This window comes from Flavobacterium johnsoniae (assembly GCF_030388325.1).
Classification (GTDB): Bacteria; Bacteroidota; Bacteroidia; order Flavobacteriales; family Flavobacteriaceae; genus Flavobacterium; species Flavobacterium johnsoniae_C.
Window position 1 is genome coordinate 4,885,303 of the sequence record NZ_CP103794.1, and the last position, 24,954, is coordinate 4,910,256.

The following is a 24,954-nucleotide window of genomic DNA, read 5'->3' on the forward strand; positions in this document are numbered from 1 at the left end:
AGTATGAACTAAAAAAATAAAGAACATGATGCTTTTTGATGACACCGAAATTTTTTCATCAGGCAACGGCGGCAGGAGAATATTTGACGTCCCTGATGCCGACCTGCTGCTAATTGATAATTTCTTCAGCAAAACCGAATCCGATCATTACTACAATGTTTTATACCACGGCACACCGTGGAGGGAATATGAAATGCCCATGTATGACAAAGTGGTTACAGCTCCCCGCATGATCTCGTGGTACGGGGACAGCAGCAGGCCTGAACGTAAATCAAATCCGGATTGGCCTTTGGAACTGCTCCAGATCAGGGAGCGCGTGGAAAAGGAAACCCGCATAAACTTTAACGGCGTACTGCTCAATTTGTACAGAGATGGCACCGATGGTGTGGGATGGCACAGCGACAAGACCTCATCGAGCAATAAGAATATGAACATCGCTTCTGTGACTTTCGGAGAAACGCGTCTGTTCCGCCTGCGTCATAAAGTACTCAAAAATATGGCGCCAATCGAGATTCCGCTGCACCACGGAACCTTTCTTCTCATGGCAGGCAGCACCAATACCTACTGGGAGCACCAGGTGCCTAAGACGGCCCGTCCCGTACTGCCCAGAATCAACCTTACCTTTCGTCAGGTCAGGGAAATATAAAATAACGACTCCTTTCTAACCGACTGAAAACCATAGCAATCCTATAATAATAGGGGATTAAAATATAACAGCTTTATTTTTCTGTCATGTTAACTTTGGAATTCACTATTAAATTTAAAAATCATGGAAAATCTACATAATAACGGACAAGAGCAGAACGCTCATATTGATATTTCACAGCAGGCTGAAATCCAGCAGTGGGCTGAAAAGTTAAATGTCCCTGAGGAGATATTAAAAGATGCCGTAAGGGCAGCAGGCACTACTGTGGAAGAAGTAGCTGAGCACTTGAATGATAATTCTCCTTCTAGAGAAAGCGCCTCAGAAACCGTTCGCTTGAAAGACGGTCCCTGGCATGATGAAAAAGGGAATGGTAAGCATCAAAATCCGCAGGGAAAAAGCATTGAAGAGGCAACAGACCCTTCAAAACTATCACAGCTTTAAGTTTCAAAAAACTTAATTATCATTCATAGTAATAACTGCTTTATAAAAAGTAAAAACGAAAATAGGTAAAAGAATCCTGAAGGGCATTTTTTTGATTAAGCAGTCAAATGATGCTCTTCAGGATTTTATTTTAAGATAAATGCTTTCTAATTAACCGATAGGTAATCATCCTGAATATAACAATTGCTTCTTACCCTTCTTTTGAGTTAATTCCATAAATTTGTGCTGCAGACTCTTTGATCTGCCCCTCTGCTTTAAAAATAAATAGAGATCAAAAACATTCCGTTTAAAAATGAACGATCCGATTCTAGAAAACCTTAATCCCAGCCAGCTCCAAGCCGTGAAAACCACAGAAGGTTATGTGCGCGTTATTGCAGGAGCCGGCTCAGGAAAAACAAAGGCCCTTACCTCCCGCTTTGCCTACATTGTGGACAGGCTGGGAATCAATTCCTCCAATATCCTCTGCGTGACCTTTACCAATAAAGCGGCACAGGAAATGAAAAGGCGCGTCAAGGCGCTCATTGGCGATCTTTTTGATGTCAGCTTCATCACAACCTATCACGGTTTCTGCGTACGGTTTCTGCGTGAGGAAATAAATAAAATCCATTACCCGAAAAATTTTATCATACTGGATGCCGAAGACCAGAAAACCATTTTAAGGGAGGTGTTCAACGAACTGGACATCAATTCGAAAAACCTCACTTTCAAACAGGTGCTCCGCTTTATCTCCAAACAGAAAAGCACCTCCGATTATCTGGGGTACATGCTCGAGAATAAAAGCTTTGGGCCCGATGAAAAGGAATCGCTCTCCAGCCGCGTGTATCAGAAATACCTCGACAAGCAGAAGCGCAATTATGCGCTGGATTTTGATGACCTGATCCATTTTACGGCTTTCATACTCGACAGCAATCCTGATGTGCTTTTCAAATGGCAGCAAATGCTGCATTACATACAGGTCGATGAGGCGCAGGACAGCTCCGACAGCCAGTTCCATCTGGTGGAAATGCTCTCGCGTGTGCACCAGAACCTGTTTCTGGTAGGGGATCCCGACCAGACGATCTATGAGTGGCGCGGTGCGAAACCCGAATACCTGGTGGAATTCGACAGGATGTTTCCTGACACGAAAACCATTATCATGAACCAGAACTACCGCTCTACGCCAAACATCCTCAAAGTAGGCAACCATATTATCAAAAACAACAAGGTAAGGGTGGACAAGGATATGGTCACGGATAATCCCGAAGGAGTTGAAGTGGTGCATTTCCATGGAAAAAATGACTTTGAGGAAACCTTCTGGGTGGCTTCCGAAATCAAGGAAATCCTTAAAACGGAAAATGCCGCTTACTCTGATATTACCATTTTATACCGTTCCAACCATCTCTCCAGAAATATCGAGCAGGCACTGATCAAAGAAAATATTCCCTACGCCATATTTGGTGGCGTGCGTTTCTTTGAAAGAAAGGAAATCAAAGATGTGCTTTCCTTTTTAAGGCTTATCGTCCAGGGCGATAATTTCTCTTTTCTGCGCATTCACAACCACCCTTCCCGCGGGCTGGGGAAAAAGTTCCTCGAAAGGCTCAGCCTTCTGGCAGGCGAACAGAACCTGTCCCTGCTTCAGGCGCTGCAAAATAATATTGAGGATAAAGAGCTCAATAAAAAAGGAGCTGCGGATTTCCTGGCTCTGGTTGAAGAGCTGAAAACAGATGCCCAGACAAATTCCATTTCTGATCTGGTCAAGATCATACTCGATAAAAGCGGACTATCCGAACTCTACCGAAAAGACGGCGATGAGGACAGGCTGGAAAATATAAAAGAGCTGGTAAGCTCCATGCTGCTGCTGGAAAAAGAAAACAACGGCCCTGTAAATATTGTCGAATACCTGCAGGAAATTGCACTCTATACCGATCTGGACAAAGACACGGAAAATCAGGATAAGGTACGCCTGATGACCATCCACATCTCCAAAGGGCTTGAATTTCCCTATGTGTTCCTATGCGGTTTTACCGAAGGGGTCCTGCCAAGCGCCCTTTCCATAAAGGAAAGACGAAAACGTGCTATTGAAGAGGAAAGAAGACTGATGTACGTTGCCGTTACAAGAGCCGAGAAAAGGTTTTACATGACCGATTCGGAAGGCTTTAATTTCACCACAGGGCTGAGCAAGTACCCTTCAAGGTTCCTCTTTGAAATCAAGGAAGAATTTTATGTGCGTAAAGGAAAACTGTCAGCAGAAATCCTCCAGGCGGCGCAGTCATCGGCGGCGGCTTCAAAAAACAGTGAAGATACCGAGTTCATTGAAGGGGATCTTGTAATGCATCCTGTCTGGAACAAAGGGAAAGTGCTTGCCGTAGATAGGGAGAAAAACCAGTACACTGTGCATTTTTTTGAAATGGGAAAAGAGAAACCCATTGACTTTTCGTTTCGTTTCCTAACTGCCGCATCAGATGTTGAGCTGGAAGGTTCTTCCCCTGCTGCACTTTTAAATATCCACGAAAACTTAAAAAATGCTCCTGATCCATTTGCAGACCAGGAGCAGCAGAACGGCTTTGCTGAAAATGAGGATAGCCGTATTTTTAATGATAAAAATACAGACAGTAAAAAGGAAGAATGGTAAAAACCGGCTCATCAGAGCGGTATTGCTGTATCGGTACTTAAATCATTTTTTATACAAAAGCCCATTGTTTCAAACAGCAATGGGCTTTGTCTTGTATCGGCGTATAATAGGCAGTACCTGAAACTTTCCATCACAGGCATGCGTTTTCATCGGAGTATAACTTAAACTATAACGCCTTAAAGCTGCATTTTAGTATGCCGCATCCTATTTTACTCCTTGGTATTCTCCATACCGCTGATAATTTTAGCCACTTCAGTTTCGGTCGATTTTAGTTTTGCCTGGCAGAACTCTATCAGTTCAGATGCCCTTTTTACTTTGGCAGCCAGTTCATCCACAGAGATGGTTTCGTCTTCCATCTCTTTGGCGATCAGGGCCAGCTCTTTGGCTGCAGCCTCATAAGTCAGTGTGTTTTCCATCATATTCTATTTTTTCGTTGACCGTACTTTTCAGTACGGCATCTTTTGTTACTATTTCAATCTCTTCGCCTTCCTTTATGCTCCCTGCTCCGTTTACAATTTTATTGTTTTTTCGGATCACGGCATATCCTCTGCTGAGCACATTCTGCGGGGAGAGCAGCTTTATAGTTTTATGGTGGTCCTCCAATTGGAGTCTGCGGCTTCGCAGGTACTGGCTGGTAAAGATCTTCAGGTTCGCTTTTAAATGCTGAAGATTGCTGTTTTCCTGCTGGATGATGCTCTGTGGTCGCTGCAGTGTTTTCTGCGCAGTCAGCAGCAGGTTTTGCTTTTTCTCCGCCAGTATGTCCCTGCTGGTCCGGACAATATGCTGATGGGTAAGCATGAGTTCTTCTTTCTGCACGGCAATCAGTTGTTTCGCATTATGGGTAACCGTGCTTTTAAGTCCGCTGAGTTCTTTATAATACCCAAGGAAAAGCTGCTGCGATTTAATAACTATTATCCTTTGCAGTGACAGTATATGCTGCTCGAAACTGCGGTTGTGCGCTATGATAAACTCCGCCGCCTTGGTTGGTGTTTTGGTATGGGTATGGGCCATCAGGTCGGTAATGCTGACATTTTTCTGGTGCCCGATGCCGGTTATCACAGGGATCGGGAATTTTGCCACTGCCCTTCCGATATTGTAATTGTCGAAAATCAAAAAATCAGACTGCGATCCGCCTCCCCTTGTGATGACAATGGCATCATAAGCAATTCCAGTGTTGTAGACATCAATAAGCTTGTTTAGGAACAGTTTGGCATTATTGTCCCCCTGAACAACGGTATGATAATCATCAATCTGAAAAACATAGCCAAAATCGTTATGCTGCATCGTATGGCGGAAATCCTCATTTCCGGCAGAACTGCTTGAGGAAATCACCGCAACCCTCTGAATTATCGCAGGAAGCTTCAGACGGCTGTTCAGCGTGGAGTAAAACTCTCCTTCTTTCTGTATGAAATCATTCTCTTTAACAAGCCTTGCAAGAGTGGCGTTGCGCTGCTGTTCCAGAATGCCGAGCATGAAATTGCTGTCGATATCCAGAAGGTTTACCGAAAGACCGTACAGCGGATGGAAATCCACGCTAACCTGAACAAGAACATGAAGATTGTTGGTAAAACGCTGTCCGGTGCTGTTTTCAAAATCAAGGATCTTTAGTGCTCCTGCTCCCCAGCTCTTGCCCATTATTTTAGCAGTGATCGTACTGCCTTTCTCTGATTTCTCCACCAGTTCAAAGTAATGGATCTTTTTATCGGCCTTGAAGGAATGGTTGGTGATATCTGCCACTACCCAGTACGTCTGTCCCTTAAAGCGGGAATGGATCGTATCCTGGATCTGGCCGGTGAGCTGTGAGAGTCTGATATGCTGGTCTGGTCCCATATTGTTTTTAGGGGTCTGCTGCTGTTTGTTTTTTCTTCTTCACCGCTAAGATAGCTATTCTCAGGCGGATCTCAAAAACAGAAAAAAGAGAGGTTAATTTTCAATTCAAAACGGGTTAAAAGGGCAGCCAAAGTAGTGCCCGCCCTCACCTGCATGCGCATAACGGCTCCTGGCCGCCCTTCGGGACTTATAGCACTCCGGCTCGGTATCTAGCCACTTTTCTTCTGCTTTCTTTTTTCCCGTTTTTTCTTTTGAAAAATTTGCGTTGCGGACGACGGAGGAAGAAATCTGAAATAAGTATTCACTAAAAATTTTATGTCATGGAAATCACAGGACGAATTGTAAAAGATGCCTCCGTTTTTAAAGTAAAAGAAAACCGTGAGGTGGTAAACTTCTCCATAGCAGTCAACGACAGCTATAAACCCAAAGGAAGCACAGAGGTCAAAAAGATTGTAACCTATATCGACTGTTCTTACTGGCTCAGGTCGGGACTGGCGCAGTGGCTCAAAAAAGGAACGCTCGTACAGCTCTTCGGGCGCATCGGGCTGAATGTCTATATCGGAAATGACGCCCGCGCGCACGGCGCTTTGACCTTTCACACATCGGATATTAAAATCCTTGTATTCCCCCAGACGCAGAGCACAAAAGCAGTACCTGCGGCTAAAAAGGACAATAAAAACGAAGAGCCTGACGACCTGCCCTTCTAATTGTTATCTCCATTAAATTTTTACACACGCCTAAATGAAATAGTATGAAAGCCTTAGAAAGATCAAATTACAGTGGGTACCGTGTAAGCGATGCCTTTAATGAAATTATCCTAAAAAGCATTACTTCCTACAGCGGAAAACGCAGAGAAAAGCTCAAATCCTTTTTCCTTGATTTGCAGCAGGGAGGATGCGTGAGCGGCATGATTTCAGAATTTATCTACAACACGGACTGCAAAGCGTTTTACATCGAACATATCGATGACCTTGAAAATATACGTACTGAACTGGAAGAAGCTATCGGCGAGCCGATCGAAAACCGATTTCAAGCCCCGCATTACACCTTTGTCTGCTGGCTCTGCTTCGAGGAATATTGTTATGAGCTCTATTCTAGGCTCTTTGAATAGAAATTTCCAACCTTAAATCTATTCTTATGAAAGCTTCTGAAAATTTTAAAAATGCCATAGAGAAATACCTCAGCACTTTGGCGCAGGGCGATACCGCCTTTGCGCCGCACTTTGCCAAAGCATCCAAGAACCTCGAAAGCTGCATCCATTATATCTTCGGCGAGGTAAAAAAAACAGGCTTGTGCGCCTTTGACAATCAGGAAATCTTCGACATGGCAGTAAAGTACTACACCGATGATTCTATCGGCACGCCTGCGCCGATTGCGTGCAGAGCCGTGGTGCAGACCCCTGCACCGTCCGACCTTTTTACGCAGCCCGAAATCCCTGCTGCGCCTGTCAAAACCGAACCTGTTCCAACCGTAAAAAAAGACGTAAAACCTGCGGCGCAGACCGCCCTGACACTCTTTGACCTATGACACCCAAAACCATCATCGAAAAGCAGCTGACGGCGCTGAGCGCCTCGCTTGCGCCTATTAGAGAAGAGGTATTTACTTGGGCAGAGCAGACTATTTTTCTCAAATGGGGTGTGTTGTCCCGCAGCAGGTTCTACTGCCTGGACTGCGCCCACGTTTGGAAACCCTCCTGTCCAAGCACCTGCGCCAAGTTCACTTCCTGCCCTGCCTGCGCAGGCAGACTCAAAATGATGCCTTATAATCAGGTACATTTTAAGGAAACAGAATATTTCGCCGTTATCGAGCGCTGTGCGGGGTTTCAGGTGGTGCGCATGGACATTTCCCACAAGCACATGAAAAAGAATTTCGCACCCTCCTATTTCCATAAGGAAGTCATGCAGCATTGGATAAACCCCAAAGGTGACGTTCGCACGCTCGCACGCAGCACCAATGTGTTTTCCAGTAACCTTGATGCATGGAAATTCTATTCCCCGCTTGAAATAAAGCCAAAGGATTTCATCCGCAATTCCAGATTCTATATCAATCCCTTCAAGGTTTATCCGCAGATGAAAGTGCTTCCGATCTTAAAACGCAACGGCTTCAAGACTTCGGTATATGACATTGCACCGCACTTATTGTTTTCATCGCTTTTATCCGACCCTGTTGCAGAAACCCTTTTAAAATCCCGACAGCTGAACCTGTTGCAGTATTACCTCTGCGCATCACGGCAGAACATCCGCCGCAACTGGCAGGCGGTGAAGACCGTCATCCGAAACCATTACAAAATTTCAGATGTCCCCGTTTGGGAGGATTATCTCGAACTGCTGCGGTATTTCAAAAAAGACCTTTCATGTCCTTTGTATGTCTGCCCCGAAAACCTCTGCGAAGCGCACGACCATTTTGTGAAAAAGAAAAGGGACTTGCTTCGCAAGAAAAAACTCCGCGACCTGCGCCTTGAAATCGAAAAGGCGCAGAAAAGATATGCAAACGACAAAAAGCGCTTTTTCGGGCTGTCGTTCCGCGATGGGCAGCTCAGCATTTCCGTTATTGAAGAAGTAAAAGATTTTATGGCCGAGGGCGACGACTTGGGGCATTGCGTGTTTACCAATGAGTATTATGTTAGAAAAGATTCGCTGATACTCTCGGCAAAGTTCTGCGATAAGTCCATGGAAACCATCGAAATTTCACTCAGCCGTATGGAAATCCTGCAGTGCAGGGGACTGAAAAACAAGCCCTCCAGACATCACAGACAGATCCTGCAGCTGCTGAGCCAAAACTTATATCAGATAAAGGAGCGCATGAAAAAAAGAAAACCCAAAATTATAAGCCGATAAGCATATCGGCTTTTTTTATGCAGTGAAATCAAAGCCCGAAAGCCCGCCGTCCTCCCGGACGGCGGGCTCTGGATTCCAATGCCTGCCAAAGCCGCATTACTTTAAGGTAATCGCATCGGCAAGGTTTTCCTGATCGATAAAGGCCGTTATATACTGCCGGGCTTCACCGCGCTTCTCCAGATCCGTTTCAAAGGTATTGAGATGATACTCCTCGTCCTGGTCCAGGATATGAATGATCTCGGTATAGCCTTTCGAAATCAGGCTCCCTTTGAGCTTGATCACGGTGAGCTGCTGGTGCGGGTCCAAATCTTTTCTCACCTTTAATTGTATTGCTTTTTCCATTGTGAAAGATCTGTATGTTAGGGTAGTTGTAATTCTCCTATCAAATATAGCAATTAAGACCGCAGCCACAGCACCGGGTACTGTTAAAAAAAGACAAGCAGCATTTTACCGCACATGTTAATTTAGTAAGAAAAATAAAATTTACTGTAAGAAAAAAAATAAGGAAATGATTTAATTTTAGGGAGGCAGAATTTTAAAAACGTTTAGCCCTCACAATGGAAAATCAAAACTGGACAAAGCTAAATTACTTAATTTAAAGCGTATCTTTAAGACATGAGAAGAAACGGAGAAATAATAATAATCGAAGATGACGAGGATGACAGGCTCTTCCTTAAGGATATTTTTGAAAGCCTGGACTATCCCAACAAAATAAAATTCATTGAAGACCCAATGGATGCCCTTTCTTACCTTTCCAATTCGAAGGTGAGGCCTTTCCTTATTTTGTCAGATATCAATATGCCCAAGATTAATGGCTTTGAACTCCGCGAACAGATACTTGCCCTGGCGGAAATCCGCGAGAAATGTACTCCTTACATCTTTCTTTCCACCTCGAAAAACCCGGAAAATGTACTCAGGGCGTACCGCTGCCAAGTACAGGGATACTTTAGGAAAGAAGAAGACTTCTCAGTCTATCAAGCCATGATAAAAAACATTGTGGAATACTGGCGCCTAAGCCTTACTCCGGGATCAGCACTGTAAAAAACACATCTGCTTTATTTATATTGTACGAATCCGCCCGCTGAACTTCAGGTAAAATCTGTTGCGGCTTTCTATTTTTTTTCTTGCTCGAAACATCAAAATGGCTTTGGCTGCAAAAGCGAATCCAGCTGGGAAAGAAGCTCGCCAAAACTGTTGGGCTTGCTGATATAGGCAAGGATGTTATGCTGCCCGATTTTGCTCTTCATGAAATCCGCTGAGGGGGTCGAGATCATCACTACAGGAATATCCTTCAGCCTTGCGTCATTTTTTAAAGAGACCAGCAGCTCCAGCCCATTGATTCTGGGCATATTATAATCTAGAAAAATCAGTTCGGGCAGCTTATCAGACCCCCTGAGTTCTTCCAAGGCAGTCTGCGGACTGCTCTCCCATCGCAGCAGTATGTTTTTATTGAGCTGGTCTACCGCTTCCATAAACAGCTCGGCATCTTCACGGTCATCATCGATAAGCAGAATACTTCTATATAACATGGCGCATACATTTTTAAGCTCCTCGACTGCAGTTAAATACGGTTTTTAGTCCGATGCGGTTTGGCGCGGCAGGCAAAAAAAGATAAATCACCTATACAGCCGCCCTTAAAGGTACGGCGATTTTCTGCAGCAAATGGACGCTGGCTGCCAGATGTGGAAATTTTACAACTCTATTTTGGAATTATATAAAAAAAATGCTGCCGTGAAGATTATTTTTGCGTTTTTATAGGATTTTTCATCCTTGCCTATCTGTTTTCTTTTGGTTTTAAATTAGAACTGCAGACTATGAGAACCCTACTGTTCCTTTTTTGTACACTGGCTGTCTGGGGCTGTTATCCGCAGCAGCACCATGATCCTAAAGTGCTTCTTGCCATGGAAACCTATGCTTTTTTGAAAGGACAGAGTGCCGCCCTGAAAAAGGCCGCCAGCCAATTCCCTGCCTTTGCAAAAGAATCCAAAAAAAATGGTTTAAAAAAATAGTCGGCTCCGGCTTCCCACAGACAAAACCTTAAAAATGCCCTTGCAGTATGAAGATGTAGTGTTTGGCATTATTTAACTAAAGTTTTATGCCGCAAATGCAGTTGAAAAACTAAAGCCTTAAAAGTGACAATTTTAAAATTTTTCATAAAAATTGTATAAAAGCTGCCACAGCGGAAAAATTAATTTTACGCAAGACAAAAACTATTTTTTTACGCTGGCTGTTAGGCAGAAACAGCATACCGGATGACGAAGTCCGTTCCATCGGAACCGCAACAAAAAATAAAATTGCTTACTTTTACAAAACCAAAACTGTTATCCTGTATGCAGCAGCCCTTCCTAAAACTAGAAAATTGAATCAAGACCCAAATACTTCAGACTTTTACTTTCTTCAAAATGGAGGTGAAGCCGCCGAGCTAATTGAAAATATTGACTGGGAAAGCCATACTTTGGGCACTCCGGACACCTGGCCGGAGAACCTCAAAAACACCATTGCCACAATCGTGTCCTCAAAATTTCCGATGTTTCTCTATTGGGGTGATCAGCTGATACAGTTCTACAATGATGCCTATCGTCCCAGTTTCGGAAATGAGGGCAGACATCCCAAAGCCATGGGACAGAAAGCCGTGGACTGCTGGCCTGAAATATGGGATTTTATCCATCCGCTGATTCAAAAAGTGCTGTCAACGGGAGAAAGCATCTGGTACGACGACCTGCTGCTGCCAATATTCCGAAACGGCAAAATGGAAGACGTATACTGGACTTTCAGCTATAGCCCGATAAGGGACGACCGCCGCCAGATCAAGGGTGTATTGGTAATCTGCAATGAAACCACTGAAAAAGTAAACAGCAGACTTCATCTGCAGCAAAGCAGCGACGAGCTGGAATTTGCCATCAACGCCGCCGAATTTGGGACTTATGACCTGGATCCAAGGACACGGCGCTTTTCTTCAAATGCAAGGCTCAAGGACTGGTTCGGGCTCAAAGCCGATCAGCAGGTGAAACTCGAACATGCCCTGGGGGCAGTCGCAGAGAAGGACCGTCAGCGTGTCACTGAATCAATTAATTATGCACTCCGATATGAATCAGGCGGGCGATACGATATTGAGTATACCATCATCCACCCCATTACCAAAATACCGCGGATTGTGCATGCCCTTGGAAAGGCATGGTTTGACAATACTAAAACCGCATACCGCTTTAACGGCATCCTGCAGGATATCACCCAGCACCGCAAAGCAGCCCAAGAGCTTCAAAAATCAAGACAGCTCACCGATCTTACCATACAGAGCATGGGTTTGGGACTTTTCAGCGTGGATTATGCCGCTGATACCCTTGAGTATTCCGCTGAATTCAGCAGGATCCTCTCTGGAAATTTTAAACCCGGCCTGGGAAGGAAGGATTTCCTCAAATACGTGCATCCCGATGACCTGCATCTGAGAACCGCCGCCATCAAAAGCGGCATGGAAAATGGCACCTTTAACTATGCCCCAAGGGTTATTTGGGACGACGGAAGCATACACCAAATTGCCATATCAGCGGCACGCATCATCAATTCCGAAGCAAAAGCACCGATGTTCTCCGGAACGGTCGCCGACATCACCGAGAAGGAAAACAGCCGTCTGGCCCTTGAGCAGGCACAGTCACGTCTTGAGATGACCAAGCGGGAGGCAGACCGCCATTTTTCAAATGTAACCGACAGCTCCCCTACCGGGTTATGGCTTTCCAATCCGCAGGGAATGTTTACCTACTTCAACAAAACCCTTATTGATTTCACAGGGGTGCCCTACCAGGAACTGCTGGAGGGAAAATGGACCTGGGTCATTGCCGAGCAGGACTATAAAAAAACCAAAGAAGCATACCTTAAGGCACTGGAGCAGAAAAGCCATTTCGATGTGCTTTTCCGGGCAAGGAAAAACAATGGGCAGCTGATCTGGTGCCGCGCCGCCGGCGACCCTTTTTATGATGCCGACGGACAGTACGGCGGCTACGCCGGGTTCTGCATGGACATCGATGAAATAATTTCCGTGCGCCAGGCCGTTATTGAAAGCCAGAACCAGCTCACCTCGATGATCGAGCAGTCCCCCGTGGGGATCTGCCTCTTTACAGGACTGGATATGAAGATCGAAATTGCCAATGATATAATGATTGGATACTGGGGCAAGGACAGCTCCGTGATAGGGCTTCCCATGGAAGAAGCTGTTCCCGAATTAAGGGGGCAGCCTTTTATGGATATCCTGCAGCAGGTCTACCGTACAGGCGAAACCTATTACGGCCATTCCGTACCGGCGGACCTGAAGCTCAACGGAAAAATCAGCACCTATTATTTTGAGTTTACCTATACCCCGATCCGCGACTCCAAAGGCACGATTTACGGGGTTATGGACATTGCCATTGACGTTACCGATCAGGTCATCGCCACCAAAAAACTCGAAGAGACAAGGATGGCGCTCGCAGGGGCTATTGAACTGGCCGAACTCTCCACATGGACGCTCGATGCCGAATCTAAAACCATTACCTGTTCGGACCGTTTTAAGGAGTGGCTCGGTTTAAGCGCCGGCACCGCAGACCGGGAAGAGTTCCTGCAGCGCATCAGCGAACCCTACAGGCATAAAGTTGCCGCGGCCCTGGAAGAGGCCCTCAGCGGTTCGGCCGAACAATTTTATGATTATGAATTTCAGATTGTAAACAAAATAACAGGACAGCAGCGCATTATCCATGCCAACGCCCAGGTGCAGTACGGCAAGGATGATGTGGTAAAATCACTCAGCGGCACGGCGCAGGACGTGACCAAAGAAAAGGAACTCCAGCAGGAGCTTACCTTCAAGGTAAAGGAGCAGACCGCCGAGCTGCAGACTAAAAATGCCGAACTCGAGGCCAACAACCGCGAGCTTTCGCAGTTTGCCTATATCGCCTCCCACGACCTGCAGGAACCCATAAGAAAAATCAGCGTTTTTACCGATCTGCTGCAGAACAATCTGGGAAAGAACCCCGAGAAGGTAAATACTTATATCGACAAGATCAGCTCTTCTTCCAGAAGGATGGAGAACCTCATTAAGGATGTGCTGCAGTTTTCAAAGCTCACCCATATTTCACATCAATTTGTACCGGTAAACCTCAATACAGTGCTCAGCGAAATATTGGCAGATTTTGAACTGGTCATCGAACAGAAAAATGCCCAGGTAAGCATCGGGCAGCTTCCCCTCGTGCAGGCCATACCGCTTCAGATGTCACAGCTTTTCGGCAATCTGCTCTCCAATGCCCTGAAATATACCAAGCCCGGCACCAGGCCCGAAATCAGCATTAACGCACAGCCTGTTCCAGAAGCTCAACTCAGGCTGCATGCACTGGATCTGGAACTTCCCTATATCAAAATAGAAGTGCGCGATAACGGCATTGGATTCTCACAGCAGTACGCCGAACAGATTTTCAATATCTTCCAGCGCCTGCATGGAAACGACCAGTATTCAGGCACCGGAATCGGCCTTGCCATGTGCCGCAAGATCATGCAGAACCATAATGGTGAAATTACTGCCGCATCGCAGGAAGGCTCAGGCACTGTTTTTACTATTATTATGCCTGCACTGCGCGAAAAAAATGGGGGATGATAAAAAATTAGGAGGGAAAATAGTATATTTACACTCCATTATTATACATATGACGACCATTTTTTTAATTGATGATGATCCAGACGACCGCGAAATCTTTGCTGAACTGCTGGCCGAAGACCATCCCTCAATTGTACTGCAGCAAGCCATAAATGGCGCAGATGCCTTTGAAAAACTTAAATCTGAAAACTTTACAAAGCCGGATTTGATTTTTCTGGACCTCAATATGCCCATAATGGACGGGCGTACCTTCTTGCAGCACATTAAAATGGATCCGGACCTGAAGGATATACCGGTTATCATATATACGACATCCTCAAGTGATCTGGACAGGAATTTTGCCATGGAAAACAAGGCCGCCTTTTTCCTGACCAAACAATATTCGCTGCAGCAGCAGCGAAAGGATATTATGGCGGCCATAAAGAACTTCTAAACTCTTGATTCCCCTTACATTGATCAACGCTATTAAAAAAAGAATTATTTCTTACAAAAAACTCCCTTTTTGAAACTTTTAAGCTATTCTCATGGGGCTTAATTCATTAAGTGCAGACTCTACTTTACTCCAATTCGAACAGCGTAAAATCTTCTCTCAATTTTGCGTCAAAAACTTAAAGCTTTTTTCTGCGGCGCAAAAGCAAAATTTCCTGCCATTTCATCATATTGGACTTACTGTTCCGATTTAAACAGTACTATAAAAAGAAATTTAAAAGCAGATTCATAACTAAAGCATAAAAACTAATGAGATTTAAAAAAATCTCATTAGTTTTATTACAGTTTTTTTTGAATTCAGATGCAGCGTTACCGCAGCTGAAATTTTTAAATGCATCACACACAAGGATCCAAATCGCTGTTTATTTTGAAAAAAAATTAAATAAATGTCCAAAACCGGAACACCCAGATGTCTTTAATGAAATTTTAAAAATAATTTATTATGAAAAAGTTCCTATTATTACTTCATGAAGACATTGAAAAACTAAATGAGCTCTCATCAAAAGAAATGCAGCAGCTGGCTGATGCGCATATGAATTGGGCAGAGAGATTAGCCGCGGCAGGACATTTGATTTCAGGCGACGGACTGCAGGAAAAAAGTGTTTTGATCAGCGGGAAAGACTGCATCATCAAAGACGGGCCTCATCTGGAATCCAAAGAAATTATCGGCGGCTATTATTTACTGCAGGCAGACGATTTAAAAACGGCTGTCGAACTGGCCAAGGAATGTCCTGCCCATCTTTACGGAGGCACTACCGAAATCCGCCAGATAATGGAAATGGAAGAATATGGGCAATGAAATGTTTTTCGGGGAAGAAAGGAATTATCGGGCATTATACGGAAAGCTGTTTGCAGCGTTATTAAATCAGTTTGGTGCAGATTATATTTCTGAAATTGAGGATGCCATTCATAATTCCTTATTAAAATCCTTAAAAATACGCAGCCAGAATACCATCCTGAAAAATATGGAAAACTGGCTTTTCATCGTTGCCCGAAATGACCTGCTGAACCAGATCAAAAAGGATAAAGAAATAAACAGTTTTTCTGCGCAACATATGGAAGGTTATGCGGCGGAAAGCTGCCAGACTGACCTGCGGCTCCAGACCGTTCTCTTTATATCTGCTGTAGAAAATATTTCCAGCCAAGCCAAAATACTCTTTGCTCTTAAGGATATTTTTGGGTTAAGCATATCTGAAATAAGCCGCTGCACCTTGATGGGTAAAGAAGCAGTTTACAAAAGCATTGCCAGGACAAAGAAAAACATCCAGTCCCAATTTAAGGGCAAAACTGTCGAACTGGATTCAATAGCAGCCGTCAGGGAAGATATCGCCAGGGCAGAAGAAATATTTTATGCTGTTTTTAATATAGGCTATGACTGTTTTGATGAAAAGGCCCAAGGGGTTTTCAATGAAGATTTATGCCTGGACGCAATGGCTCTGGCTAAACTTTTATACGGCCGCTATAAGTATGGCTCTACAGGCAGTCTGCTGGCCCTTTTCTGCTTTCATGCCGCAAGAAGTGCAGCCCGGGTTGTCAATGGCAGGCTCATTTCTTTTTTCAGCCAGGACCGCGAAAAATGGAATACGGAACTGATCGCTTTAGGCTTTCATTATCTTAAAAAACCCAAAACCTTAAACCGTTTTTATCTTGAAGCGGTTATTATCAGCAGGTACATGTCCATTGCGGAGCTAACACAAAATGACTGGCTTGATATTGTGAAATTACATGAAATCATGCAGCAGGTCTGCCTGTCTCCTATTGCAAGACTGAACTATTGTTTTTGTCTGGCTAAAATTGGAAAAACGCAGCAGGCGCTGCAGATTCTTTCTCAGATTGAAAAAGAGCTGCCGGCCGAACATATCTATTTTTCTCTGGTAAAAGCTAAAATCCTAAAAGAAACCAGACCTGAAGAGTCCGATTATCTATTCACTTCGGTGCTAAGTAAAATGAACCAGAAAATAAGGAAAGAATACCTGCTGGAAAACGAGTCAGTCGGATTATAAAATAAAAATATTTCAATTGATATTTCTTTTTTGATTTCTACCTTTTCAGATAAGAGACATGATCTCCAGTGCAGGCTTTAGAACTGTATAAAATTAAAAAAACATTACCATTTAAATGCCGTAAGCCTTCACTTATTTTCGCCGGGAAATCCAAACACTGAAAAGCATAAAAAAGCCCCTTTAAAAAAAGGGGCTTATCGCATACAATCTCTTTACAGTATTACATCTTTGGAAGCAGGACAGCATCAACCACATGGATTACACCGTTTGACTGGTTTACGTCCGCTATGGTAACCTTAGACTTATTGCCGTTCTCGTCGCTGATATATAAATCCTTACCCTCCATCCAGGCCGTCAGCGTACCGCCGCTTACTGTTTTCAGCACTGCTTTTCCTTTTCCTGCTTTTATCGCTTTTGCAATATCGGAACTGTTCATCTTTCCTGCAACCACATGATAGGTCAGAATAGTCTGCAGCATTTTCATGTTTTCCGGTTTCAGTAAATTGTCTACTGTTCCTGCAGGAAGTTTGCCGAAGGCTTCATTGGTGGGTGCAAATACGGTGAAAGGGCCTTTTCCCTGAAGCGTCTCTACCAGTCCCGCCGCTTTTACCGCCGCCACAAGTGTGGTATGGTCCTTAGAGTTGACTGCATTTTCTATTATGTTTTTATTTGGATACATTGCTGCCCCTCCCACCATCACGGTTTTCTGGGCGTTCATCGTAAATCCGAATCCCAATGTTAAGACTGCCAAGGCTAAAAATTTTCTAGTTTTCATAATTACATTTTTTTTTAAGTTATAAAGTCATCTACGCTGCAAACTGCTTTATGGTTTTACCACAAAAAGGAATAATCGCGAAAAAATAGGCATAAAAAACACACAGGCTTTAAAAACTGGTGTTTATCCCCAAAAAAAAATATTTACTTTTTATAATTTTTTTTGCCAATTTTTTTTGCCAATTTTTTTTTATTAAAAAACAGCCCCAAATTAAAACCGCATCTTATAAAATTTCGTTAATAACATAATATGATTATGTTATTAACCTTAATAAAAAACCTAGATTATGAAAAACGAAGTTAAAATTCAGCAGGTAAACCCTTCACTTGACAGCAGAAGGAATTTCCTGAAAATCAGCGGTCTCACATTAGCTACAGCAGGTTTGGTTTTGGCCGGATGCAGCGACAATGATAATGACGATAACATGGAGGACACTTCACTTCCGGGAATACGAAACGGTGTATTTGATTTAGGGTCAGGGGATTTCGGCGTGCTTACATATGCCTACGCCCTTGAACAATTAGAAGCAGATTTTTACACTAAAGTGGTGAATGCCTCAAACTTCAATACGGTTTTCAGCAGTTTGGAACGTGAAGTTTTAACAGATCTGTACCACCATGAAGTGGTGCACAGGGATTTCTTTAAAGCGGCATTGACCGGAGCGCTTCCCAATCCGGGCTCTCAGCTGCTTCCCTCTTTAGCCTTTAATTACGGTTCCTTGAATTTCAACAGCCGCACTGAGGTACTGGCCACTGCAAAGGCGCTTGAGGATACGGGAGTGGCCGCCTACAACGGAGCCGGCAGATTGATAAAAACGGCTGACTACCTATTGCTGGCCGGAAAAATTGTTTCTGTAGAGGCCAGACATGCCGCCGCAATAAGAAGCCTGATCAATCCCAATTCAAAAGATTTCGCCGGAGATGATATTGTCAATATGTCAACAGGTCTGGATGACGCAAAAGATCCTTCTAAGATCCTGCCGATTGCCGCGAACTTTATTACTACAAAATTCACGGCCAAATACCTTCCTTAATACTAACTGCTAAAACTTAGAAATTATGAATATCTTAAAATTTATAGAAACTTTTACCGATGATAATTTGATGAAAAGCACCGGCACCCGCAGGGACAGCTTTTCGCAGTTTGGGAATATCGGAAAAAATCTAGCCATGGCATCAATCCCTTTCGGATTATCAGCTCTTACCAGCAAAGCTTTTGCTAAAGACATTACAGCAACTCCGGCAACTCCTATCGGGGCACTCCAGTTTGCATTGACTCTGGAATATCTTGAAAATGAATTTTATGCTATGGCACTGGATTCAGGGGTGATCCCTGCCTCTGAAAACGGCGGACGGGATCTGAAAGTTTTCCAGCAGATTGCAGATCATGAATCCGACCATGTCAAGTTTTTGATTGCAGGACTGGGAGGAACGGCAAGTGCCAATTTTGTTCCAAAACCTACTTTCGATTTTACAGTAGGAGGAGCTTTTGATCCTTTCAATGATTACCCTACCTTTTTAGCGTTAGCGCAGGCTTTTGAGGATACCGGTGTAAGGGCCTACAAAGGCCAGGCGGCCAACTTGATAACAGCACCCGATTTATTGACCGCTGCCTTGCAGATCCATTCTGTTGAAGCGCGCCATGCTTCAGAAGTCAGAAGGCTCAGAGGTCTTAAAGGATGGATTTCCAATTCTGAGAGAGGTGCAGGAATGCCGGCTGCGACACAGGCTGTGTATGATGGAGAAGGTATCACGATGCAGGCAGGGTTCAACACGGCCTCTGCATTTGGAGCCGCGGCAGGATCTGAAGCCTATGACGAACCGCTTACCACCCAGCAGGTGGTCGATATCGCCAACATCTTTATTGTCTGATTTTTACATAAAACGCTTTCATAGTAAAATGAAGGCGTTTTTTTTTCATAAACCCAGGCAGCAACTTCTTGAGGCAGGAATGCTTTTATAAATGGGTAAATCCAGCGCTCCAGCGCAAATGATTTTAAAGGCATTTTAGAGAAAGACATTCAAAATTGGCATTACATTAACATTTTATTCCGGGCATAACCACCCTTCTGGTTTATCTTTGTATTTCCACACAATTCCATCCAGGACAATGTTCAAAAAGCAGCTCATCAAAGCAAAACAGGTATTGATGCTCGGACAGCGGCAGCTCTCCCGCAAACAGTTTATATTTCTCTCAAGTGTTCTTATCGGCATTACCGCATCCTTTGCGGTAATCTTTCTAAAGGCTTTTGCCCACTGGGTATATTCATTTGCAACCTACATCAACGGAACATTAAAATTGAGTTTCCTTAACAGCATACTGCCTGTTGTTGGAATCCTGCTTACTGTTCTGGTAGTGAAAAAAGCATTGGGCGGGACCCTGGAAAAGGGGACTTCACAGATTTTGTATATAGTGGCTAGAAAAGCCAGCATTATCCCTAAAAAGCAGATGTATGCCCAGATTATCACCAGCTCGCTGACCGTCGGACTTGGAGGGTCTGCCGGATTGGAAAGCCCTATCGTGATCACGGGCGCCGCATTCGGTTCCAATTATGCCCAGCAGTTCAGGCTGAGCTATCAGGAGCGCACGCTGCTGATTGGATGCGGGGTGGCAGCAGGCATTGCCGCCGCATTCAATGCCCCCATCGCAGGGGTGCTTTTTGCCATCGAGGTGCTGCTTGTCGATGTGACCATTTCGGCTTTTACCCCCATAATGATTGCCGCGGCCACAGGTGCGCTGGTTTCCGCAATCGTCCTGAATGAAAACATACTGCTGGCTTTCCGCGAAAAACAGACCTTTGACTACCATAATATTCCCTTCTATGTTTTGATGGGGCTTTTCACAGGCTTTACAGCGGTATTCTACGCCCGCAATTTTTTAAGGACCGAACATGCCTTTGCGCATTTAAAATACGGCCCCTATAAAAAAGCACTTATCGGCGCCTGCATTCTGGGTCTCATGATCTTTATATTTCCCACCCTTTTCGGAGAAGGATATGAAAGCATCAAAACTCTTGCTGATAAGGATCCCGGAAGGCTGCTGGAAAACACGCTGTTCTCGGATTTGGCGTCCAATGACTGGATGCTGCTGGGCTTTGTCGGGGCTTCCATGCTGCTCAAAGCTTTTGCCTCAGGCATAACATTGGGAAGCGGCGGCAACGGGGGGAATTTTGCCCCTTCCCTCTTCCTTGGCTCATATGCCGGTTATTTCTTCTCAAAACTTTTAAACCTCTCCGGTCTTACCGATCTGCCTGTGGGCAATTTTACCCTGGTGGGTATGGCCGGGATTCTCAGCGGTCTTTTTCATGCGCCGCTGACCGCCATTTTCCTTATTGCGGAAATAACCGGAGGATACGATCTGATGATTCCCCTGATGATTGTCGCCTCGGTAAGTTTTGCCGTTTCCAAACGTTTTGAAAAGCACTCCCTCGATGTAAAAAACCTGGCCAGAAAAGGAAATGCCTTTACAAGCAATAAGGATTCTAATATCCTCTGCACCCTAGAGATTGAAGACCTGATAAAAAAAGATTATCTGACCGTGGAACCCGATCAGCCGCTTGCAGACGTCGCCGGGCTTCTGGCACATTCCGACCAGGTGATTTTTGCAGCCGTCGATAATGAGAATGAGCTTCGGGGACTGGTTTACTTCAATGACATAAGGGAAGTGATTTTCGATAATCTCAAAACAGAAAGCATTCTGGTCAAGGATATCATGACACAGCCCGTGCAGCCCGTGCATCTTTTTGACAGCATGGAAACGGTGATGAAAAAATTTGAGAAAAGCGGCAAGGTCTTTCTTCCGGTGCTCAAAAACGGAAAATATTACGGCTTCATAACAAAATCAGACGTTCTGGAATCCTACCGCAACAGGCTCAAATCAATGATTTTCGAATAGGGCTTCAACCGCACTTTGGCAGATCAGGCGTCCCTGGCTCTATCTTTTTCCTATTCTGTTTCCAATTAGCAAAATTAGCCTTATCTTAGTAATGCATGCCGCAATTAAGAAAACGCAAACTTTTGAATTTTAAGATTATGAGAATACTAACAGATTTGCTGAACCTTCATGAAGGGGAGGACGACAGGGCAAAAACACTCGAAGCCGTTAAGAAAAACATCACCTTCAAAGGTGCCAATCTCTGGATTCTGGCCTGCGCCATAATCGTCGCCTCGGTCGGGCTCAATGTAAACTCCACCGCGGTGATTATCGGAGCCATGCTGATATCCCCTTTGATGGGGCCGATAGTAGGCGCCGGGTTTGCTTTGGGCATCTATGACTTCTCACTGCTGAAGAAATCACTTAATAACCTGCTTACGGCAACTGCTGTAAGTCTGGCGGTATCCACCCTTTATTTTTACCTGAGCCCCTTTAAGGATGTGCAGTCCGAACTGCTGGCCAGAACCTCTCCCAATATTTACGATATCCTAATAGCCTTCTTTGGAGGCCTTGTGGGGGTTATTGCCGTGACCAGGTCCGAAAAAGGGAACCCGATTCCCGGTGTGGCCATTGCAACAGCACTTATGCCGCCGCTCTGTACGGCAGGTTACGGACTTGCTACCGGACAGTGGAAATTTTTCCTGGGGGCTTTCTACCTCTACAGCATCAACTGTGTCTTTATAGGTATCGCAACCTTTCTGATTATAAAATACCTGAACTACCCTGCCGTAAAGCAGATAGATGAAAGCCATCAGAAAAGGGTCAAATACACCATCGCCTTTCTAATCACTGTTATGCTGGTGCCCAGCAGCTATCTTGCCTATTCGCTTTACAGGGAACAGCAGTTCAAAAAAAATGCGGATCTTTTTATTGAAAATGAGTTTTCCGCCAAAGGATATACCATCGTGTACAGAAAGACGGACTTCAACCCTAAAAACAAAAGGCTCGAACTGGCATTCCTCTCAAAACGCTTTTCTGAAGCAGAAATAAAAGACCTTGCCGGAAGACTCAGCCGGAACAAATACCTGGCCGGCACCCAGCTGCTCATTAGGCAGGACAGTACCGACCGTTTCAATGCCCTGAAGGGAGATATTCTGAACCAGATCAAAAGCAGCGAAAATGAAATGAACCTGAAAGATGTCAGGATCATGCAGCTGGAGAAAGAACTGGCCAGAAACCAATTTGACAGCCGCCAGATCCTCAAAGAAACCCGTGCGCTCTATCCTGCAGTCAATTCATTATCCATCAGCAGAAATACCCTTGTAAGCCCTAAAGACAGCATTACTTCGGTAACGGCTGTTATCTATGACGCATCAAAAGACCTTTCCAAAACAGACAGCGAAAAACTGCAGAAATGGCTCAATGAACGCTTATCGGTAAATGATGTGGAACTCTTCCGCAAACACTAAGCTCCCTAAAATCTCATTTTCTGTTTTCTGCTGTACAGCCGCAGAATGGAGAAGCCTGTGATGCCCGCCGCCGTGGAAGCTGCCAGTATGGCAAATTTGGCTTCGTTCTGCAGCACCGCATCGTTAAAAGACAGTAAAGCAATAAATATCGACATCGTAAAGCCTATTCCTCCCAGCAGTCCAAGTCCTAGCACATGCACCCAGGTGACAGATTCGGGCAGTGCGGCTATTTTCAGCTTTACCGACAGCCAGGACATGATAAAAATCCCGACAGGCTTGCCCAAAAAAAGACCCAGGACTATCCCAAGGCCCAGACTGCTGAAAAGCCCCTGCAACATAGCAGGTTCAAAGGTTATATTGGTATTGGCAAGCGCAAAGACAGGCATAATCAGAAAATTGACAGGACACGCAAGGAAATGCTCCAGTTTTTCAAGCGGCGACTCGGTATCGTCTTCATTGGTTGGTATGGTCATCGCCACCAATACTCCGGCTATGGTCGCATGGACCCCGGAATGATGTATAAAATACCAGATCAATATCCCCGGGAGCAGGTAAAACAGCAGGTTTTTAATACCTGAGCGGTTAAAAATGACCAATAAAACCAGCAATGCTCCCGCATAGCCCAGATACATAAAGTTCAGCTCCGAGGAATAGAATAAGGCTATCACTAAAATTGCAATCAAATCATCGACAATTGCAAGGGCGGCCAGAAAAATCTTCAGCCCAGAAGGCACTCTGCTGCCCAAAAGCGATAAAATTCCAAGTGCAAAGGCGATATCCGTAGCCATAGGAATGCCCCAGCCTTTAGCTGTTTGGGGATCCGAAGCATTAAAAAATGCGTAAATCAGGGCAGGGACCGCTACCCCTCCCGCCGCGGCAAGGACAGGCAGAACCGCATGTGAAAAGGTGGAAAGCTCCCCTTCTATTACCTCCCGTTTAATCTCCAGACCGACCATCAGGAAGAAAACCGCCATCAGCCCGTCATTGATCCAAAGCCCTACAGGATATTTTAAATGAATCCAGGCTGTATTGAATCCCAGTTCAAAGTTAAGGATCCCTTTAAAACCTTCCGACCAGCCAGAATTGGCAATGGCCAAAGACACCAGCAGGGATGTTATCAAAAAAATGCCGCCTGCCGAGGAGGAGCGGAAAAAATGCGCGAATATTTTTAAGTTGATCAGTTTTGTCATATCCGCAAATTTAAAACTTAATTACTGTTATTCCAATCGTAAAATTGAGGATATGAATTGGCCTGATTCAGAAATTGCGGGGCTTATCCAAATCAAAGCTTTGAATGCAAACGATATCAGCACCATATAAATCTCTTTAAATTTTAACAGGGGAATCTAGCTGCTGTTTTTTTTCGTTAATAAAATTTAGAATCATTCTACTGGTTTTCACCAAATAAGAAAAGACATTTTGAATTAATTTTATTTTGAATTAAACCGATGAAAATGAATGCTATTGATAAAGAGTCGCTTCAGGATGCTCTAAAAAGCATAGATGAAAAAATTAACCGGCTGAACAGACAAAAAATAACGGCTTTATTTGAATCCTTGGGTCTGCTTGAAAGAAATGATATTTCCAAAGAATATCTGAACTGGGAAAATGTGCTGATAGTGGTTCCGAGCCGGGATATTTTTAATGAAATAAAAAAATATAAAGATCTGACCTCAAGGCTTGCATTGGTCATAAACACCAATGCCGATCAGATTCATATTTATGATTTTGCTCTTTGGGATAAAAGCATCAGGAACAAGACAAAATTTCAAATCAGGGAACTGCTCAAATCAAATTTTGGCGGCACCGAAAAAATCGCTGAAAAACGTGACTGGGTTAAACTGCTGCTCAAATAAAAAAGGCACATCGAAAACCATTGCACAAATAATTGGTATGCTTCTTTAATGGAGGTCTATAATACTGCCTGTTAAAACTTGCACAGTACTGATTAACTTTTAGAATCTTCAAATCCTAAGACATGTTTTGTATATACTTTTTGATTTAAAACTGCTTAAACTTTAACATTCAGTATCATATTGAAAACTTAAATAAAATGAATTAGTAAAATAAGGGATTGCTTCCTCTTTTTTAGATCATTTAAACCCAACAGGCCATATAAGCCCCAACCTAATCAAAAATTAAAACATATTTTTTTTGGGTTGCCTGCAATTTCACCAAAAATTTAAAAGCGTTTCTAATGGCAATAAACCATCAAAATTTTGTGGAAAAACTTTAATAAAATCTGTTGATTAAAATAAAAAATTAAAACAATCAATAATTGATAAGCGCATCTTCGAATGTATATTGGACATTTTTGAACGGATAAAATATTGAAAATAGATGTTTGACTCTTGGTGCAGAATCGG

The 24,954-nt window shown here is 44.0% G+C and carries 24 protein-coding genes; 18 read left to right on the forward strand and 6 right to left on the reverse strand.

The window, feature by feature from the left end; all coding sequences use genetic code 11:
* Nucleotides 1-25 precede the first annotated feature (25 nt).
* The 3 genes from NYQ10_RS20740 to NYQ10_RS20750 all read left to right on the forward strand — a co-directional run bounded on the left by NYQ10_RS20740 (nt 26) and on the right by NYQ10_RS20750 (nt 3,698).
* Nucleotides 26-646: an alpha-ketoglutarate-dependent dioxygenase AlkB family protein gene (locus NYQ10_RS20740; protein ID WP_179005260.1), complete on the forward strand. Its 621-nt coding sequence runs from the start codon at nt 26-28 to the stop codon at nt 644-646.
* A gap of 123 nt (nt 647-769) precedes the next feature.
* Entirely contained in the window at nt 770-1,087 is a 318-nt protein-coding gene (locus NYQ10_RS20745; protein ID WP_179005258.1) for a DUF3606 domain-containing protein, read from the forward strand.
* A gap of 292 nt (nt 1,088-1,379) precedes the next feature.
* On the forward strand, nt 1,380-3,698 hold the full coding sequence (locus tag NYQ10_RS20750) for an ATP-dependent helicase (protein WP_179005256.1): 2,319 nt from the start codon (nt 1,380-1,382) through the stop codon (nt 3,696-3,698).
* Nucleotides 3,699-3,907: 209 nt separating this feature from the next.
* On the opposite strand, the gene xseB is transcribed toward NYQ10_RS20750, so the two are convergent.
* Both xseB and xseA read right to left on the reverse strand, forming a co-directional pair.
* Nucleotides 3,908-4,117, reverse strand: coding sequence for an exodeoxyribonuclease VII small subunit (xseB, locus tag NYQ10_RS20755; RefSeq protein WP_436836298.1), 210 nt, complete (start codon nt 4,115-4,117; stop codon nt 3,908-3,910).
* Nucleotides 4,092-5,528 carry an exodeoxyribonuclease VII large subunit gene (gene xseA, locus NYQ10_RS20760; RefSeq protein WP_179005254.1) on the reverse strand — a complete coding sequence of 479 codons (1,437 nt, stop codon included), beginning with the start codon at nt 5,526-5,528 and terminating at the stop codon, nt 4,092-4,094. Before xseA ends, xseB begins: the two co-directional genes overlap by 26 nt.
* A 320-nt stretch (nt 5,529-5,848) precedes the next feature.
* Here xseA and NYQ10_RS20765 point away from each other — a divergent pair, with 320 nt between their 5' ends.
* From NYQ10_RS20765 to NYQ10_RS20780, 4 genes are read left to right on the forward strand one after another with little or no spacing between them, the layout of a single operon-like run.
* Nucleotides 5,849-6,235, forward strand: a complete 387-nt coding sequence (locus NYQ10_RS20765) for a single-stranded DNA-binding protein (protein WP_179005252.1) — start codon at nt 5,849-5,851, stop codon at nt 6,233-6,235.
* 44 nt (nt 6,236-6,279) lie between these two features.
* Complete coding sequence (locus NYQ10_RS20770; protein WP_179005249.1) at nt 6,280-6,639, forward strand: DUF7222 domain-containing protein; 360 nt, start codon at nt 6,280-6,282, stop codon at nt 6,637-6,639.
* Between the two features lie 26 nt (nt 6,640-6,665).
* On the forward strand, nt 6,666-7,055 hold the full coding sequence (locus NYQ10_RS20775) for a PcfK-like family protein (protein ID WP_179005247.1): 390 nt from the start codon (nt 6,666-6,668) through the stop codon (nt 7,053-7,055).
* Nucleotides 7,052-8,365, forward strand: coding sequence for a PcfJ domain-containing protein (locus NYQ10_RS20780; protein ID WP_276174768.1), 1,314 nt, complete (start codon nt 7,052-7,054; stop codon nt 8,363-8,365). The genes NYQ10_RS20775 and NYQ10_RS20780 overlap by 4 nt, the downstream gene beginning before the upstream one ends.
* Before the next feature lie 96 nt (nt 8,366-8,461).
* Here the strand turns inward: NYQ10_RS20780 and NYQ10_RS20785 are convergent, their stop codons facing one another.
* Nucleotides 8,462-8,707: a hypothetical protein gene (locus NYQ10_RS20785; RefSeq protein ID WP_149207808.1), complete on the reverse strand. Its 246-nt coding sequence runs from the start codon at nt 8,705-8,707 to the stop codon at nt 8,462-8,464.
* Between the two features lie 273 nt (nt 8,708-8,980).
* On the opposite strand from NYQ10_RS20785, the gene NYQ10_RS20790 reads away from it, so the two are divergent.
* A complete protein-coding gene (locus NYQ10_RS20790; RefSeq protein WP_179005243.1) occupies nt 8,981-9,406 on the forward strand; it encodes a response regulator in 426 nt (141 codons plus the stop codon).
* Nucleotides 9,407-9,501: 95 nt separating this feature from the next.
* Here the strand turns inward: NYQ10_RS20790 and NYQ10_RS20795 are convergent, their stop codons facing one another.
* The gene (locus NYQ10_RS20795) at nt 9,502-9,894 is read right to left on the reverse strand and encodes a response regulator (RefSeq protein WP_179005241.1); all 393 of its coding nucleotides are present in this window, start codon (nt 9,892-9,894) and stop codon (nt 9,502-9,504) included.
* Nucleotides 9,895-10,179: 285 nt separating this feature from the next.
* Between NYQ10_RS20795 and NYQ10_RS20800 the strand changes: the two genes are divergently transcribed.
* From NYQ10_RS20800 to NYQ10_RS20820, 5 genes are all read left to right on the forward strand, one after another.
* On the forward strand, nt 10,180-10,374 hold the full coding sequence (locus NYQ10_RS20800) for a hypothetical protein (RefSeq protein ID WP_179005239.1): 195 nt from the start codon (nt 10,180-10,182) through the stop codon (nt 10,372-10,374).
* A gap of 350 nt (nt 10,375-10,724) precedes the next feature.
* Nucleotides 10,725-13,979, forward strand: coding sequence for a PAS domain-containing sensor histidine kinase (locus tag NYQ10_RS20805; RefSeq protein WP_179005237.1), 3,255 nt, complete (start codon nt 10,725-10,727; stop codon nt 13,977-13,979).
* On the forward strand, nt 13,969-14,412 hold the full coding sequence (locus tag NYQ10_RS20810) for a response regulator (protein WP_223704583.1): 444 nt from the start codon (nt 13,969-13,971) through the stop codon (nt 14,410-14,412). The genes NYQ10_RS20805 and NYQ10_RS20810 overlap by 11 nt, the downstream gene beginning before the upstream one ends.
* Nucleotides 14,413-14,910: 498 nt before the next feature.
* On the forward strand, nt 14,911-15,267 hold the full coding sequence (locus NYQ10_RS20815) for a YciI family protein (protein WP_179005235.1): 357 nt from the start codon (nt 14,911-14,913) through the stop codon (nt 15,265-15,267).
* Complete coding sequence (locus NYQ10_RS20820) at nt 15,257-16,471, forward strand: DUF6596 domain-containing protein (RefSeq protein ID WP_179005233.1); 1,215 nt, start codon at nt 15,257-15,259, stop codon at nt 16,469-16,471. The genes NYQ10_RS20815 and NYQ10_RS20820 overlap by 11 nt, the downstream gene beginning before the upstream one ends.
* Nucleotides 16,472-16,691: 220 nt before the next feature.
* Here NYQ10_RS20820 and NYQ10_RS20825 read toward each other — a convergent pair whose 3' ends face one another.
* Complete coding sequence (locus tag NYQ10_RS20825) at nt 16,692-17,246, reverse strand: fasciclin domain-containing protein (RefSeq protein ID WP_179005231.1); 555 nt, start codon at nt 17,244-17,246, stop codon at nt 16,692-16,694.
* Between the two features lie 286 nt (nt 17,247-17,532).
* Here NYQ10_RS20825 and NYQ10_RS20830 point away from each other — a divergent pair, with 286 nt between their 5' ends.
* The 4 genes from NYQ10_RS20830 (at nt 17,533) to NYQ10_RS20845 (ending at nt 22,588) form a co-directional block, all read left to right on the forward strand.
* Nucleotides 17,533-18,279, forward strand: coding sequence for a ferritin-like domain-containing protein (locus tag NYQ10_RS20830; protein WP_179005229.1), 747 nt, complete (start codon nt 17,533-17,535; stop codon nt 18,277-18,279).
* Between the two features lie 25 nt (nt 18,280-18,304).
* Nucleotides 18,305-19,117, forward strand: coding sequence for a ferritin-like domain-containing protein (locus NYQ10_RS20835; protein ID WP_179005227.1), 813 nt, complete (start codon nt 18,305-18,307; stop codon nt 19,115-19,117).
* Nucleotides 19,118-19,355: 238 nt separating this feature from the next.
* Nucleotides 19,356-21,140 carry a chloride channel protein gene (locus NYQ10_RS20840; protein ID WP_179005224.1) on the forward strand — a complete coding sequence of 595 codons (1,785 nt, stop codon included), beginning with the start codon at nt 19,356-19,358 and terminating at the stop codon, nt 21,138-21,140.
* Between the two features lie 137 nt (nt 21,141-21,277).
* Entirely contained in the window at nt 21,278-22,588 is a 1,311-nt protein-coding gene (locus NYQ10_RS20845) for a DUF389 domain-containing protein (protein ID WP_179005222.1), read from the forward strand.
* A gap of 5 nt (nt 22,589-22,593) precedes the next feature.
* Here the strand turns inward: NYQ10_RS20845 and nhaA are convergent, their stop codons facing one another.
* The gene (nhaA, locus tag NYQ10_RS20850) at nt 22,594-23,778 is read right to left on the reverse strand and encodes a Na+/H+ antiporter NhaA (protein WP_179005220.1); all 1,185 of its coding nucleotides are present in this window, start codon (nt 23,776-23,778) and stop codon (nt 22,594-22,596) included.
* 264 nt (nt 23,779-24,042) lie between these two features.
* Here nhaA and NYQ10_RS20855 point away from each other — a divergent pair, with 264 nt between their 5' ends.
* Complete coding sequence (locus NYQ10_RS20855; RefSeq protein WP_179005218.1) at nt 24,043-24,444, forward strand: hypothetical protein; 402 nt, start codon at nt 24,043-24,045, stop codon at nt 24,442-24,444.
* The last annotated feature ends 510 nt before the right edge of the window (nt 24,445-24,954 follow it).